Genomic DNA, 15,850 nt, shown 5'->3' on the forward strand with positions numbered 1-15,850 from the left:
TGGCGAACCAGGCACCGGTTCAAGCCTGCCGCTCGCTTGAGCCAGACGAGAAACCTAATCCCCAAATACACCTGTCGCGATGAGTGAAGGACCCATATCGTGCCTGTGAGCGATTAAGTTTTTAAGGAAAAGGAGCTGCTGCGAACGCCAAAGGCCCGCCGTGATGGCGGGCCTTTGAGGCATTTGGATTTGGTTGCGGGGGCAGGATTTGAACCTGCGACCTTCAGGTTATGAGCCTGACGAGCTACCGGGCTGCTCCACCCCGCGTCAATTTTGTATTATGTTTTGTATAGAGAGTTGTGTCTTTGCTAGGTTTGGCGGTTACCTACTCTCCCACGTCTTGAGACGCAGTACCATTGGCGTGGAAGCACTTAACGGCCAGGTTCGGGATGGGACTGGGTGTATTGCTTTCGCTATGACCACCAAACCGAGGAAAGACACGATCAACTGTTGTCCAAGTGTTTTACACTTGTGTGTATGCTTTGATTTGTAACCTGGCTGTTACTGGATCAAATCAAGCCTATCGGACCATTAGTACCGGTCAACTGAATGCATTGCTGCACTTACATCTCCGGCCTATCGACGTGGTGGTCTACCACGGTCCTCAGGGATACCTTGTTTTGAGGGGGGCTTCCCGCTTAGATGCCTTCAGCGGTTATCCTGTCCGTTCATAGCTACCCAGCACTGCCGTTGGCACGACAACTGGTCCACCAGTGGAACGTTCACCCCGGTCCTCTCGTACTAGGGGCAACTCCTCTCAAGTATCCTACACCCACGGCAGATAGGGACCGAACTGTCTCACGACGTTCTAAACCCAGCTCACGTACCTCTTTAAATGGCGAACAGCCATACCCTTGGGACCTGCTCCAGCCCCAGGATGAGATGAGCCGACATCGAGGTGCCAAACACTGCCGTCGATATGGACTCTTGGGCAGTATCAGCCTGTTATCCCCGGCGTACCTTTTATCCGTTGAGCGATGGCCCTCCCACTTGGGACCACCGGATCACTATGGCCGACTTTCGTCTCTGCTCGACTTGTCAGTCTCGCAGTCAGGCTGGCTTATGCCATTGCACTCAACGAGCGATTTCCGACCGCTCTGAGCCAACCTTCGCGCGCCTCCGTTACGCTTTAGGAGGCGACCGCCCCAGTCAAACTACCCACCACGCAGGGTCCCGGATCCGGATAACGGACCGCGGTTAGACATCAATCAGAACAAGGGTGGTATCTCAAGGGAGGCTCCACAGGGACTGGCGTCCCTGCTTCGAAGCCTACCACCTATCCTGCACATGTTGTGACTGATGCCAGTGCGAAGCTGTAGTGAAGGTGCACGGGGTCTTTCCGTCTAACCGCGGGAAGCCTGCATCTTGACAGGCAATTCAATTTCGCTGAGTCGATGTTGGAGACAGCGGGGAAGTCGTTACGCCATTCGTGCAGGTCGGAACTTACCCGACAAGGAATTTCGCTACCTTAGGACCGTTATAGTTACGGCCGCCGTTTACCTGGGCTTCAATTCAGAGCTCTCACCCCTCCTTTTAACCTTCAGGCACCGGGCAGGCGTCAGACCCTATACGTCGTCTTGCGACTTCGCAGAGCCCTGTGTTTTTAATAAACAGTCGCCACCCCCTGGTTTGTGCCCCCGGCACTCATGTACCGGGCCTCCTTCTCGCGAACTTACGGAGGTATTTTGCCGAGTTCCTTCAACATCGTTCTCTCAAGCGCCTTGGTATACTCTACCAGTCCACCTGTGTCGGTTTAGGGTACGGTCTCATGAAGGGCTATTTCCAGGAACCGTCTTGGATACAGGTCAATCCGATAAGACCTGCACGCCGCCACGATCCGTCACATCCTTCTGGCCCAGGAATATTAACCTGGTTCCCATCGACTACGCCTTTCGGCCTCGCCTTAGGGGCCGGCTTACCCTGCTCAGATTAGCTTTAAGCAGGAACCCTTGGACTTTCGGCGAGAGTGTCTCTCACACTCTTTGTCGCTACTCATGTCATCATTCTCGCTAGTGATCTCTCCACCGGATGGCTCACGCCCCGGCTTCACAGAAAGCACTCTATCCGTCATTACATCCCGTGGGATGCAAATACGGATGAGTGCTATGTCACACTACGCTCCGCTACCATGCACTATGTGCATCCTCAGCTTCGGCTCATGGCTTGAGCCCCGTTACATCTTCGCCGCAGGACAACTTGATTAGACCAGTGAGCTGTTACGCTATCTTTAAAGGATGGCTGCTTCTAAGCCAACCTCCTGGTTGTTTTGGTCGTCCCACCTGCTTTCCCACTTAGCCATGAATTGGGGGCCTTAGCTGGAGGTCAGGGTTGTTTCCCTCTTCACTACGGACGTTAGCATCCGCAGTGTGTCTGCCATCTAGTACTCCCGGGTATTCGGAGTTTGGTTAGGATCAGTAAGCCTGTGGGGCCCCATTACCCATCCAGTGCTCTACCCCCCGGGGTATTCGGATGACGCTCTACCTAAATAGATTTCGCGGAGAACCAGCTATCTCCGAGTTTGATTGGCCTTTCACCCCTAGGCACAACTCATCCCGACCTTTTTCAACAGGTGTGGGTTCGGACCTCCAATAAGTGTTACCTTATCTTCATCCTGGTCATGCCTAGATCACTCGGTTTCGGGTCTGATCCATCTAACTCGACGCCCTATTAAGACTCGCTTTCGCTGCGCCTACACCTAACGGCTTAAGCTTGCTAGATAGACCAAGTCGATGACCCATTATACAAAAGGTACGCCGTCACTTCGCAAGGAAGCTCCGACTGATTGTAGGCGTTCGGTTTCAGGTACTGTTTCACTCCCCTCGTCGGGGTGCTTTTCACCTTTCCCTCACGGTACTGGTTCGCTATCGGTCAGCAAGGAGTACTTAGCCTTCGAAGGTGGTCCTCCGATCTTCAGACAGGATTTCACGTGTCCCGCCCTACTTAATACGTCCCATCAAACTTCTCATACGGGGCTGTCACCCGCTATGGCCATGCTTTCCAGCATGTTCTGATCGTTCTCAAGGCTCGGCTGGTCCCCGTTCGCTCGCCGCTACTAGGGGAGTATCAATTGATTTCCTTTCCTCCGGGTACTTAGATGTTTCAGTTCCCCGGGTTTGCTCTTCAAACCTTATGTATTCAGGTAAGAAGTACCTGGTTTACCCCGCTGTAGGCTGCCCGAAGGCAATTACAACAGAGTATCAGGTGGGTTGCCCCATTCGGAGATTCATGGATCAAAGCCTATTCTCGGCTCCCCATGACTTATCGCAGAGTATCACGTCCTTCATCGCCTCTTGCTGCCAAGGCATCCACCAAACGCCCTTCTCGCGCTTGATTTGATCCAGTAAGAGCAAGGTTGATGCCACGCTGGTTCGTGTGGCCCTCGCAAAGAGTGACACGGTCGGCAGACCGCCCCGCTCTCTTACCGGACAAAGCATACTTTCCCGCCCTCGCGTTGTCGCGAGGACTTGTCACTCGGTTAAAGTGACTTGGTTAGTGTACTTGACTTGGACAACGATTGCTCGTTTCGGAAGGGATATTCCGCTTCGGCCGGCTAGACCAAAGAAGAACCTTCGCCTTGTTCCATTCCCGATCCAGCCTTGCGGCTTTCCCGGTAACGGGGCGAACCAACCGAGATTGCCAACTACTTATGGCAATCAAGCAATGTTGATTGTTTCTCTCTATACGATGTGAATGATGCGTCCGATTGGACGGGTAAACATCCGCAGATGCTTACCGATACAATCGTTCGACGTTAAGACCTCGCTTCACTCAAGTGAAGTGAGTGGTGGAGACTAGGGGGATCGAACCCCTGACCTCCTGAATGCAAATCAGGCGCTCTCCCAGCTGAGCTAAGTCCCCACTATGGTGGGTCGAGGAGGACTTGAACCTCCGACCTCACGCTTATCAGGCGTGCGCTCTAACCACCTGAGCTACCGACCCATACAGGCCGGTAGGCCTGATCACGTTCTGAAGAGATATGAGGACGACCTGGTCCATGTCAGTCGAGCTGACGTTTTGGACAGCTTTGTTTGCTGTCCGTGCTAAGTGCTTCACGATTTGGGACGAACCCAGATACTAGAAGCATCCTTAGAAAGGAGGTGATCCAGCCGCAGGTTCCCCTACGGCTACCTTGTTACGACTTCACCCCAGTCGCTGATCCTACCGTGGTCCGCTGCCTCCCGAAGGTTAGCGCACGGCCGTCAGGTAGAACCAACTCCCATGGTGTGACGGGCGGTGTGTACAAGGCCCGGGAACGTATTCACCGCGTCATGCTGTTACGCGATTACTAGCGATTCCGACTTCATGGGGTCGAGTTGCAGACCCCAATCCGAACTGAGACAGCTTTTGGGGATTAACCCATTGTCACTGCCATTGTAGCACGTGTGTAGCCCAACCCGTAAGGGCCATGAGGACTTGACGTCATCCACACCTTCCTCCCGCTTATCACGGGCAGTTTCCCTAGAGTGCCCAGCCGAACTGCTGGCAACTAAGGATGTGGGTTGCGCTCGTTGCCGGACTTAACCGAACATCTCACGACACGAGCTGACGACAGCCATGCAGCACCTGTCACTGCGTCCCCGAAGGGAACCATCGATCTCTCGATGTAGCACAGGATGTCAAGGGTTGGTAAGGTTCTGCGCGTTGCTTCGAATTAAACCACATGCTCCACCGCTTGTGCGGGCCCCCGTCAATTCCTTTGAGTTTTAATCTTGCGACCGTACTCCCCAGGCGGAATGCTTAATCCGTTAGGTGTGTCACCGACAAGCATGCTTGCCGACGACTGGCATTCATCGTTTACGGTGTGGACTACCAGGGTATCTAATCCTGTTTGCTCCCCACACTTTCGCACCTCAGCGTCAGTATCGAGCCAGTGAGCCGCCTTCGCCACTGGTGTTCCTCCGAATATCTACGAATTTCACCTCTACACTCGGAATTCCACTCACCTCTCTCGAACTCAAGACCAGGAGTTTTGGAGGCAGTTCCGGGGTTGAGCCCCGGGATTTCACCCCCAACTTTCTGATCCGCCTACGCGCGCTTTACGCCCAGTAATTCCGAACAACGCTAACCCCCTCCGTATTACCGCGGCTGCTGGCACGGAGTTAGCCGGGGTTTCTTTACCAGGTACTGTCATTATCATCCCTGGCGAAAGAGCTTTACGACCCTAAGGCCTTCATCACTCACGCGGCATGGCTAGATCAGGCTTGCGCCCATTGTCTAAGATTCCTCACTGCTGCCTCCCGTAGGAGTCTGGGCCGTGTCTCAGTCCCAGTGTGGCTGATCATCCTCTAAAACCAGCTACTGATCGTAGGCTTGGTAGGCCATTACCCCACCAACTACCTAATCAGACGCGGGCCGATCCTTCCTTCCCCCTAAGGGCGTATCGAGTTTTACTCCCAGTTTCCCGGGGCTATCCTCAACAGAAGGGCACGTTCCCACGCGTTACTCACCCGTCCGCCGCTCACCCCGAAGGGCGCGCACGACTTGCATGTGTTAGGCCTGCCGCCAGCGTTCGTTCTGAGCCAGGATCAAACTCTCAAGTTGAAACGCGTTACCGCGTATCCTTGACGTTCGAACCTCTGCACATCTCCAATACTCAGCGCAACTTTGGGGCCGCGCCTATATCCACCCGGCTAAGGAAGGATACGTATTGGAAGTCATCTGTTTGATAACGTGCTTCAGGTTTCATCAGAAACCGAAAGCCGCTCAAACAGTGAAGCTGACCTTTCCATCATCGGACCTAAATCCTAGGAAAGTCGATATGAGAGGGTTGATCCATCGATCGGACCAGAGCCGCCCACATATCTCTTCAGATACCAGCGATGTCAAATAACGTAGAGACAAAAACCGAACCGGTGCGCCCTAACTTCCGGCGCGCCCGCCCGTCAATGCCTCTGATTTTCTCCGCTTCCCTTCGCCTCAGTCCCGCCTCTCAGCGTCACATCCGCTCCGTTCCGCGTCCCAACCAGCACCTCAGCGCCGCCGGTGAAGGGGTATCTACTTAGACCATCACAGAGTCGCAAGAGCTTTTTTCAAGTTCCGTCACTTTTTCTTCGCAAACCAAAATAACCATAACAAAAACATATGATTACACCGGAATTTTCTTCGCCTTTGCCGACGCTAACACCCCCTTAAACAACTCGGCACCGCTGCGACGCAGCGGCAACTTTCGCTGCAGATGCATTTACGCCCTGCGACACCCGCCGGAACCACCGATCACGCCCCCCTGACTACCCTGTCGACACCCCATCCGGGAAGCCGCAGCACCAAAAGCGCGGCCACTCCCCCCATGTAGAGGAGCGGCTCCAACTGAAGCCCTTTTCGTAGCATCACGAAATGCAGCGCGCCCAGCAGAGCCACGCCGTAGGTCAGCCGGTGCAGCCGGCGCCAATTCGGCCCAAGGGTGCGGATGGCCCGGTTGCTGGACGTCGCCGCGAGGGGAATCATCAGGAGAAACGCGAGCATCCCCACAGTGATGTATGGGCGCTTCACGATATCGGCCCAGATTTGCGACAGGATCTGAACGTCCAGAACAAGCCACGTCAGCAGATGCAGCGTCACGTAATAAAAGGCCATCAGACCCAGCGCCCGCCGATACTTCAACAGGTTCAGCCCAGCGTGCCGACGCAGGGGCGTCACGCACAGACCGGCAATCAGCAGCCACAGCGCCCAAAGACCCAGTTCGTGCTCCAGCGCCTTGATCGGTTCGGGCCCCAATCCGCCAGTCAGGCCGAGGTACAAGAGCCACGGCGCAGGCACGGCCAGCCCAAGATAGACCACCCAGGTCGGCACGCGCCGCACATATGTATTGAGACCGCCCAACATCGATCAGAAGTTCCGCACCAGGTCCATGCCGTCATACAGACCGGCGACCTCGTCGTAGCCGTTGAACAGCAGAGTCGGCTCGCGGCGCGCGAACAGCCCGCCGCCAAGGCGCCGTTCGGTGGCCTGGCTCCAGCGGGGGTGATCCACGGTCGGGTTCACATTGGAATAAAATCCGTACTCACCGGCGTTCGCCTTGTTCCATGACGTCGGCGGCTGCGTGTCGGTCAGGGTGATCTTCACCACCGACTTGATCGACTTGAAGCCGTATTTCCACGGCACCACCAGCCGGATCGGCGCGCCGTTCTGGTTCAGCATCGGCTTGCCGTACAGGCCCGTCGCCAAGAGCGTCAGCGGATGGCGCGCCTCGTCCAGCCGCAGGCCTTCGACATAGGGCCAGTCCAGAACGGGATATTTCACGCCCGGCATCTCGTCGGGGCGCAGCGCGGTCTCAAAGGCGACATACTGCGCCTCGGGCTTTACGCCGACCATGTCCAGCAGATCCGCCAGTTCGAATCCCTGCCAGGGGACCACCATCGACCAGGCCTCGACACAGCGGAAGCGGTAGATGCGTTCCTCGATGTCCATCTGGCTGACCAGATCGGTCAGGGTGTAATCGCCGGGTTTGTCCACCAGACCGTCGATCTGGACGGTCCAGGGTTCGGTCGTCAGGGCACCGGCGTACTTCGCCGGATCGTCCTTGCCGGTGCCGAACTCGTAGTAGTTGCAGTAGTTGGTGATGTCCTCGTAAGCGTTCGGCTCAAGCGTCTCGGCCCCGGCCGGCGCGGCCAGTCCCCCGGCGATGCCCAGCGCCCCGGCCCCCGCCATCAGCTGGCGGCGGTTCAGGAACAGGCCCTCGGGCGTCACGTCATCCTGCGTCAGGTCATTGGTCCAGCGGCGGCTCATCTCTGTCTCCCGTGTTTGCTGGAGCAAAGGTAATGCACGCCCGCCAACAACCCAAAGCAATCCATTTCACGTTGCCGCCAAGGCGTTGAAACAATCCGGCGCATGCAGATTACGAGACCGGTCCGCTTCGGCGACGGTGGGCTACCGCCCGAGGCAGACCACGAGACGACATGGACACCCAGACCACCCTCATCCTGATCTTCGTCGTGGGCTCGGTATTCAGCATCTACCGCAGCGCGGTACGCCGCCGCTCGCTGCATCAGGCCAAGGACGGCAGACGGTACTGGACCGAATGGCATGGCCGCGCAGGCAGTTCACCCCGCGACCCGCGCAAGCCCGGCGGGGCGTGGTACGGCTCTGGCGATGAAGGCAGCAGCATGTCCGATGACGGTGGAGGAGACGGCGGGGGCGACTGAACCCCGCCCCCGCCGTCAGAGCACCTCGCCCTCGATCTGCAGGCGCTTCATCGCCTCCTCGAACTGGACGTTCCCGCGCGCCCGCGCCAGTCCCGTCAACCCAAGGTGCACGGACGGGTGGATCTCGTTCATCTGCACCGTCGCGCCACTGTCTGTGACGACCCTGACGTGCCGCCGCCGCATCTGACGCGGCTCGGCGACGCCGACGGAATGGGCGATCATCTCCACCTCGTGGATGACCGCCTTGGCGTAGGCCGCGACGCGCTTGTCCTTTTCCTCGACCACCAGCCCCTTCTGCAAGGAGGGGATATGCGTGGTGATCCCGGTCGGGCAGGTGTTCTTGTTGCACTTCAGCGCCTGAATGCAGCCAAGCGAGAACATGAAGCCCCGCGCCGAGGTCACGAAATCCGCGCCCATGCAGATCGCCCAGGCCACGTCCGCCGGAGACACCAGCTTGCCAGCGGCGATGATGCGGATGCGGTCATGCAGGCCCGCCAGATCGCGCAGATCGACCATGCGGATCAGGGCGTCGCGCAGTGGCATCCCCACGAGGTCGATCAGCGGCATCGGCGCCGCACCTGTACCGCCTTCCCCCCCATCCACCGCGATGAAGTCCGGCGCACATTCGACACCACGCTCCTTGATCCGCTTGAAGAAGTCGAACCACGGGTCGGCCGAGCCGATGCAGGTCTTGAACCCCACCGGCTTGCCCGTCACCTCGCGGATATGGCCGATCAGGTCCAGCAGGTCGTCGAAATCATCCACCTCGCGGTGCCGGTTGGGCGAGATCGCGTCCTTGCCCTTCGGCACGCCTCGGATCGCCGCCACTTCATCGTCGATCTTGGCCGCGGGCAGGATACCGCCCTTGCCGGGTTTCGCCCCCTGGCTCAGCTTGATCTCGAACATCTTGATGTTGGGATTGGCCGCCATCTGGCGCAGCTTCTCGTCCGACAGGTTGCCCTCGTCATCGCGCACGCCGAACTTGGCCGTGCCGATCTGGTAGACCACGTCGCAGCCGCCTTCCAGATGATAGGGCGCCAGCCCGCCCTCGCCGGTGTTCATCCAGACCCCGGCCATCTTCGCCCCGCGCGACAGCGCCTGCACCGCTGGTTTCGACAAAGCGCCGTAGCTCATCCCGGAAATGTTGAAGATCGACGGCGCGGCATAGGGTTCGCGGCAATGCGGCCCGATCACCATCGGCTCGGTCGAGGCGAACTGGTCGTCCAGCGGCGGGAACACCGCGTTCATGAAGATGGGCGTGCCGGGAATCGACAGGTTGCGGGTCGAGCCGAAGGCCACCGTGTTCGACTTGTTCTCGGACGCGCGATAGACCCAGTTCCGCTGCGCACGGTTGAAGGGCATCTCCTCGCGGTCCATGGCAAAGAAATACTGGCGAAAAAATTCCCCCAGTTCGGTGAAAATCCCGCGAAACCGCCCGATCACCGGGTAGTTGCGGCGGATCGCGTCGCTGGTCTGGCGCGTATCCAGCCAGAACATCGCGCCGATTGCCAGTACGCCGACCCCGATCGCCAGCACGAAAAGCAGCGCAAGGTACTGGAGCACCACCATGACGAATTCCATATTCACCTCCAGGAATGTGTTGATGTGTCACAATGCAAGATGTGTTAACCACCCTACATTGCCATCATCACACCGGCTTGGCACCCCTCTCGGCACTTCCGCCGACAGCCAGCCTACGGGAGGACCCATGAACAAACTCTTCACAGCGCTGGCGCTGGTCGCTGCCACCATGGCTCAGGCCGACGATACCCGCACCGACATCATTACATATGACACCGACCAGTCCTTCGACGACGTGATCTTTGGCCTCGAAAACGCGATTCTCGACGCGGGGCTGGTGGTGGACCACATCAGCCACACCGGCGACATGCTCGCCCGCACAAAGGAAGACGTGGGCGGCACCGTCGACCTCTTCGTGCATGCCGACGTCTACAGCTTCTGCTCCGCCGCCGTCAGCCGCGAGGTGATGGAGGCCGATCCGATGAACGTGGTCTTCTGCCCGTACGACATTTTCGTCATGGTCCGCCCCGACACACCGGACACCACGACCATCGGCTTTCGCACCTATCCCGAGGGCGCGATGAAGAAGGTCGAAGCAATGCTCGACGGCATCGCCCGCTCTGCCTTGGGTCTCGACTAGATCACGTCGGATCACGACAACGTCACTGGAAATATGCAAAGGGCGCGGCTTAGCAGAGACGCGCCCTTCGGCAACCCCGGCGGCATCACGACTCCGCGAAATCCACCTGCGGCCCTCCTCCGTATTCCCTGACGATGTAACCCGCATCACACACCAAGGAGGAACCAAACCATGATCCGCAAGACCCTGCTGGCCGCTGCCGCCACCCTCGCCCTGTCCGCACCTGCCTTTGCCGAGAGCCACGCCATGGCCAAGGACATCGTCGACACCGCGACCGAGGCGGGCAGCTTCGAGACGCTCCTCGCCGCCGCAACCGCGGCCGGGCTGGTGGACACGCTGAAGGGCGACGGGCCGTTCACCGTCTTCGCCCCCACCGATGCGGCCTTTGCCGCCTTGCCCGAAGGCACCGTCGACGATCTGCTCAAGCCCGAGAACAAGGACAAGCTGACCGAGATCCTCACCTACCACGTGGTGCCGGGCAAGGTCATGTCCACCGACCTGACCGACGACATGAAGGCCGCGACGGTCGAAGGCGAAGAAATCACCATCGACCTCGACAACGGCGTCATGGTCAACGACGCCACCGTGACCCAGGCCGATATCGAAGCCTCGAACGGCGTGATTCACGTCATCGACAAGGTCATCATGCCGTCGATGTAATTTCCGTTTCGATTGACACAACAACGACCCGCCCAATCGGCGGGTCGTTTCGTTTTTCGAAACCGCCCACAAACTTCCGCCGCATTCGAACCGGTTTCGGGCAACATCGCCCTAAAACTTACCGCGAAATTAACCTTTACGCACCGTTAACGCGCCCAAAGCCCTCCCTAAGAACAGTCCCCAGTCACCTGATTTCGGGTGGACAAGAGCAGCACGTCTTAAGGGGACATTTTGATGGCTACGATCACAGAAACCAACGATTCCTACATCAGCGCATACGCATCCGGCAATTACACCATCGGCTTCGACGACACCTTTGCAGGCACCTTCGGCGGCGGCGACACCGCGGACGGCATCAACCTGCCGACCTTCGAAGCCGGGACGATGTACACGATTTCCATCACTCTCGATGACGTGAACGACCTCTCGAACCTGACGATCATCAACCCGAACAACTTCCATTCCACCGGCTTCAACATCGACAACGGCACCGTGACGAACCCCGGCGCATGGGAGCATCCCACCGGCATGGGCACGCGCGTCGAGATGCGCGTGATCGGCAACACGGTGGAATTCGACTTCATCGCGGGCTCCACCCAGTGGTATTCCCTGCAGATCAACGGCGATGGCGCGACCACCACGAACTACACCGTCTCGGTGGCTCCGGCCGTTGTGCCGCCGCTCTTCACCGAAGTCGCGGACGTGGTGACGGGCACCGCAGGCGACGATGCCGCCGATCTTCTGGGCGGTGACGACAGCTACATGGGCGGCGACGGCAACGACACCGTCAACGGCATGAACGGCGCCGACACCATCTACGGCGAGAATGGCGACGACCTGATCCACGGCAACGAGGGCAACGACTACCTGCAGGCCGGCGAAGGCAACAACGTCGTCTACGGCGACGGCGGCATCGACACCATCATCGCAGGCGCTGGCAATGACACGCTTTACGGCGGCAATGACGACGACGAAGTGCACGGCAACGCAGGCAACGACCTGATGTTCGGCGGCACCGGAAACGATGTCCTCGGCTCCGGCACGGGCGCCGACACGCTCGACGGCGGCGAGGGCGATGACACCCTGCACATCGGCGACGGCGAAGCGGACGTCATCATCGCCGCGCCCGGCATGGGCACCGACAGCCTGATGGGCTACGACACCGGCATCGACAAGATCGACGTCACCGCCTTCGGCATCTACGACGTGTCGCAGATCACCGTCAGCGACAATGGCACCGACACCACGCTGACCTTCTCGGACGGCAGCGCCATCGTCATCGCCGAACGCACCGGCCTGACGCTGACCAACGCCGACTTCATCCTGGCCGACGCTCCGCCGCCGCCGCCCCCGGCCCCCGTGTCGGACGACGACATCATCGTCGGCACGATTGCCGACGAGATGTTCAACGCGGGCAAGGGCAACGATGACGTCTCGGGTGGCGACGGTGCCGACACGCTTTACGGTGCCTCGGGCGCGGACACGCTGAACGGCGACGCAGGGGCCGACGCCCTGTACGGCGGCAACGATGACGACGTTCTGAACGGCGGAGCGGGCGACGACTTCCTCGACGGTGGCAAGGGCGGAGACCTCCTGGACGGCGGCGACGGCAACGACACTTTCCTCTTCTCCGAGGGCAACGACGCCATGACCGGCGGCGCTGGCGCGGACACCTTCCTCGTCAACAACAGCGTCGGCATCACCACCATCACCGACTTCACCGGCGGTGCGGACAAGCTCGACGTCTCGGCCTTCGGGATCTACGACGCCGGTCAACTGGCGATGACCGATGACGGCACCGACACCACCATCGACTTCGGCAACGGCACGGTCGTGGTTCTCCAAGGTGTGCTGGCCGCGTCCGTCACCAACGCCGACCTCGTCCTGGCAGCGAACCCCTTCGCGGCAAGCGCGGCCAATGACACCGTGACCGGTGGCGAAACGGGCGACGTGATCTCCGGTGGCGATGGCGATGACCGCCTGTTCGGCATGGGCGGCAACGACGTGCTGAACGGCGACGCGGGCAAGGACGACCTGCGCGGCGGTGCCGGCAACGACTCGCTCTACGGTGGCGACAGCAACGACAAGCTGCAGGGCGAGGACGGCGACGACCAGCTGTTCGGCGGCAACAACAACGACAACCTGCAAGGCGGCGCCGGTGCCGACATCCTCAACGGCGAGCACGGCAACGACATGCTCGACGGTGGCGACGACAACGACCAGCTGTACGGCGGCATCGGCCATGACAAGCTGTTCGGCGGCGCTGGCAATGACTACCTCGCGGGTGAAAGCGGTCGTGACGTCCTGACCGGCGGAGCAGGGGCGGACGTCTTCGTCTTTGCCACCGGAACCTCGCAGGACATCATCGCCGATTTCGAGGACAACCTCGACCAGATCGACCTGTCCGGTCTGGCGGGCGTAGGGATCACCCAGTTCGCTGACCTCGCGATCTCGCAGGTCGGGGCCGACGTGGTCATCGCCTTCGAAGGCAACAACCAGGTGACCCTGCAGAACACCGATATCGCCAACATCGACGCGGGCGACTTCCTGTTCTGATCCGCTGCGGGCCACCCCGCATCACACCTTCGCGAAGGCCCGCTGCATGGCGGGCCTTTTGCCGTTTACGAATCAGATAATTTCGCCAAATCGGGAAACAGTCCCAATTCGAGTCAACCATTGACCCTCATGACGGGACATGATTCCGCAAATTCGCCGTGAATCAGCCTAAAATCTTGCCTGATTTGCTGAAGCGCCGTTAACCATTTTAAGTGTTCGGTGCCGATGCTGCCCTGTTTTCGAGCGTCCCGGACGAGTCAGTTTGTCATTGCTGGGGACACGATCATGGCCACCTTCACCGAAACCACCGACATCGGCAATCTTACGGCGCCGACCCTTGCGCTTGGCGACACACTTACAGGCACCGTCGGTGCGCCAGGTGACTCCGTGGATCTGTTCTTCGTCAATCTGGTCGCAGGCGTCAGCTATACGGTCGTGCTCGAAGGCCTCTACGGAAACCCCGACGGCCTCATCCAGATGGCCTACGACAGCACCAGCGTCATCGACTTCTACGAATTCAACACGACCGACGGCAGCGGTGCGCAATGGGCCTATCTACAGTCCACGACTGGTCTGACCGCCATCGCGTCCCTGGCCGGCACCGATCTGGGCACCGGGTTTGCCTATACCTTCACGCCATCGACCAGCGGCCAGTGGAGAATCCTCGCGAGCGAGTTTTCCGGCACCGCGGCGACCCCTTATTCCATGACCATTGTCGAAGGGCCCTACGTCCCTCCCGTCACCGGCCCCACCAACGGCGACGACGACCTGACCGGCCTGCCGGGCGGCGAATACACCGACCTGCTGGACGGTAACGACATGTTCGACGCCGGTGGCGGCAACGACACCGTGCTGGGTGGCGCAGGCAATGACACCATCCTCGGCGGCCAGCACAACGATTCCATCGACGGTGGCACGGGCAACGACCTGCTGGGCGGAGGCGGCAACGACGACACCCTCCTTGGTGGCGAGGGCAACGATTACCTTCACGGCGGCAGCGGCAACGACAGTCTCGACGGCGGCGCGGGGGACGACATCGTGCGCGGCGGCGTCCATGACGACATCGTCTCGGGCGGTGACGGCAACGACCTGGTGCGGGGCGAAGAGAACAACGACACCCTCTACGGCGGCGCAGGTGACGACACCGTCGAAGGCGGCGACGACGGCGACCTGCTCTACGGCGACGCTGGCAACGACACACTCGACGGCGGCGGCGGCAACGACACCATTTGGGGCGGTGCGGACAATGACACGCTCTGGGGCTCCTCGGGCCGCGACTTCCTGCTGGGCGAGGACGGCGACGACATCCTGCTGGGCGGCAACAACAACGACTCGATGCTGGGCGGCGCGGGGAACGACTTCCTCGACGGCAGCAAGGACAACGACGAGATGTTCGGCGGCGAGGGCGACGACACCATCCTCGCGGGCCATGGCAACGACGCGCTGGCAGGCGGCACGACCGTCACCGACGGCGGCAACGACCTGTTCATCGTCGACCGCCTCGATACCGGGAACGACACGATCTACGGCTTCACCAGCGGGTCTGACCAAATCGACCTGACGATCCTGGATATCGGCGATTTCAACGCCATCGCCCTCAGCCAAATCGCTGACGGCGCGCTGATCGACCTTGGAAACGGCAATTCGCTGCTGCTCTGGGCGGTGAACGCGGCCACGCTGACGGCGGCGGACTTCGTCCTCGCGGCCGCGCCGCCCCCGACTATCGCCCCGACCGAAACCGCCGACATGCTCACCGGCACGGCGGGCGCCGACCTGATCGAAGGCCTGAACGGCAACGACACCATCGACGGCCTCGGTGGCGACGACAAGCTGGACGGCGGCAAGGCGTCGGACACGATCAACGGCGGCGATGGCAACGACTTCCTGATCGGCGCGGCGGGCAACGACCTGCTGAACGGCGACGCCGACAACGACCTGATGTACGGCGGGTCCGGCACCGATATCCTGAATGGCGGCGGCGGCGACGACGTGATGGCCGCCGGCAACCAGAACGACACGCTGGACGGGGGCGCGGGGGCCGACACCATCGACGGAGGCCGCGACGACGACCTGCTGACGGGCGGCGCGGATGCCGACGTGTTCATGTTCCGCAGTCTATCAGGTGCGGACACGATCACCGATTTCGAAGACGGTCTCGACCTGCTTAACCTCGCCACCTACCGCCTGTCGGGCATGGGTGACCTGACCCTGACCCAGCAAGGCACCGACACGCTGATCGACATCGACGGCACCAACACGATCCTCGTGCAGAACACGGATGCGGCGGACCTGACCGCCGACGACTTCATCTTCTGACGAAAACGGCGCGCCC

At 60.1% G+C, this 15,850-nt stretch carries 8 protein-coding genes, 3 tRNA genes and 3 rRNA genes; 5 read left to right on the forward strand and 9 right to left on the reverse strand.

All coding sequences use genetic code 11. The features are described from left to right. Window positions 1–190: 190 nt before the first annotated feature. The 8 genes from ACP16H_RS21220 to msrP form a co-directional block, all read right to left on the reverse strand. A tRNA-Met gene (locus tag ACP16H_RS21220) sits at window positions 191–267 on the reverse strand. Window positions 268–312: 45 nt separating this feature from the next. Continuing rightward, a 5S ribosomal RNA gene (rrf, locus tag ACP16H_RS21225) occupies window positions 313–427 on the reverse strand. A gap of 83 nt (window positions 428–510) precedes the next feature. Then, window positions 511–3,333: ribosomal RNA gene (locus tag ACP16H_RS21230) — 23S ribosomal RNA — on the reverse strand. 449 nt (window positions 3,334–3,782) lie between these two features. Beyond that, window positions 3,783–3,858: transfer RNA gene (locus ACP16H_RS21235), tRNA-Ala, on the reverse strand. A gap of 4 nt (window positions 3,859–3,862) precedes the next feature. Beyond that, a tRNA-Ile gene (locus ACP16H_RS21240) sits at window positions 3,863–3,939 on the reverse strand. 151 nt (window positions 3,940–4,090) lie between these two features. After that, a 16S ribosomal RNA gene (locus tag ACP16H_RS21245) occupies window positions 4,091–5,541 on the reverse strand. Together the 16S, 23S and 5S rRNA genes with 3 tRNA genes alongside form the textbook arrangement of a ribosomal RNA operon. 672 nt (window positions 5,542–6,213) lie before the next feature. After that, the gene (msrQ, locus tag ACP16H_RS21250) at window positions 6,214–6,822 is read right to left on the reverse strand and encodes a protein-methionine-sulfoxide reductase heme-binding subunit MsrQ (protein WP_425074238.1); all 609 of its coding nucleotides are present in this window, start codon (window positions 6,820–6,822) and stop codon (window positions 6,214–6,216) included. Between the two features lie 3 nt (window positions 6,823–6,825). Then, window positions 6,826–7,725, reverse strand: a complete 900-nt coding sequence (gene msrP / locus ACP16H_RS21255; protein WP_425074239.1) for a protein-methionine-sulfoxide reductase catalytic subunit MsrP — start codon at window positions 7,723–7,725, stop codon at window positions 6,826–6,828. 170 nt (window positions 7,726–7,895) lie between these two features. Between msrP and ACP16H_RS21260 the strand changes: the two genes are divergently transcribed. After that, entirely contained in the window at window positions 7,896–8,141 is a 246-nt protein-coding gene (locus tag ACP16H_RS21260) for a hypothetical protein (protein ID WP_425074240.1), read from the forward strand. A 15-nt stretch (window positions 8,142–8,156) separates the two neighbouring features. Here the strand turns inward: ACP16H_RS21260 and ACP16H_RS21265 are convergent, their stop codons facing one another. Then, entirely contained in the window at window positions 8,157–9,722 is a 1,566-nt protein-coding gene (locus ACP16H_RS21265) for an FMN-binding glutamate synthase family protein (protein ID WP_425074241.1), read from the reverse strand. Between the two features lie 127 nt (window positions 9,723–9,849). On the opposite strand from ACP16H_RS21265, the gene ACP16H_RS21270 reads away from it, so the two are divergent. The 4 genes from ACP16H_RS21270 to ACP16H_RS21285 all read left to right on the forward strand — a co-directional run bounded on the left by ACP16H_RS21270 (window position 9,850) and on the right by ACP16H_RS21285 (window position 15,834). Further along, window positions 9,850–10,302, forward strand: a complete 453-nt coding sequence (locus ACP16H_RS21270; RefSeq protein WP_425074242.1) for a DUF302 domain-containing protein — start codon at window positions 9,850–9,852, stop codon at window positions 10,300–10,302. Between the two features lie 171 nt (window positions 10,303–10,473). Beyond that, complete coding sequence (locus tag ACP16H_RS21275; RefSeq protein ID WP_425074243.1) at window positions 10,474–10,962, forward strand: fasciclin domain-containing protein; 489 nt, start codon at window positions 10,474–10,476, stop codon at window positions 10,960–10,962. A 234-nt stretch (window positions 10,963–11,196) separates the two neighbouring features. Further along, window positions 11,197–13,518: a calcium-binding protein gene (locus tag ACP16H_RS21280; protein ID WP_425074244.1), complete on the forward strand. Its 2,322-nt coding sequence runs from the start codon at window positions 11,197–11,199 to the stop codon at window positions 13,516–13,518. A gap of 285 nt (window positions 13,519–13,803) precedes the next feature. Further along, window positions 13,804–15,834 (forward strand): calcium-binding protein, encoded by a 2,031-nt coding sequence (locus tag ACP16H_RS21285; protein ID WP_425074245.1) that lies wholly within the window; start codon window positions 13,804–13,806, stop codon window positions 15,832–15,834. Window positions 15,835–15,850: the final 16 nt, after the last annotated feature.

The organism is Sagittula sp. S175, from assembly GCF_049800975.1.
Classification (GTDB): domain Bacteria; phylum Pseudomonadota; class Alphaproteobacteria; order Rhodobacterales; family Rhodobacteraceae; genus Sagittula.

Coding starts and splice junctions, on each gene's coding strand:
- msrQ (WP_425074238.1), bottom strand. CDS start 6,822: ATGTTGGGCGGTCTCAATACATATGTGCGGCGCGTGCCGACCTGGGTG.
- msrP (WP_425074239.1), bottom strand. CDS start 7,725: ATGAGCCGCCGCTGGACCAATGACCTGACGCAGGATGACGTGACGCCC.
- ACP16H_RS21260 (WP_425074240.1), top strand. CDS start 7,896: ATGGACACCCAGACCACCCTCATCCTGATCTTCGTCGTGGGCTCGGTA.
- ACP16H_RS21265 (WP_425074241.1), bottom strand. CDS start 9,722: ATGGAATTCGTCATGGTGGTGCTCCAGTACCTTGCGCTGCTTTTCGTG.
- ACP16H_RS21270 (WP_425074242.1), top strand. CDS start 9,850: ATGAACAAACTCTTCACAGCGCTGGCGCTGGTCGCTGCCACCATGGCT.
- ACP16H_RS21275 (WP_425074243.1), top strand. CDS start 10,474: ATGATCCGCAAGACCCTGCTGGCCGCTGCCGCCACCCTCGCCCTGTCC.
- ACP16H_RS21280 (WP_425074244.1), top strand. CDS start 11,197: ATGGCTACGATCACAGAAACCAACGATTCCTACATCAGCGCATACGCA.
- ACP16H_RS21285 (WP_425074245.1), top strand. CDS start 13,804: ATGGCCACCTTCACCGAAACCACCGACATCGGCAATCTTACGGCGCCG.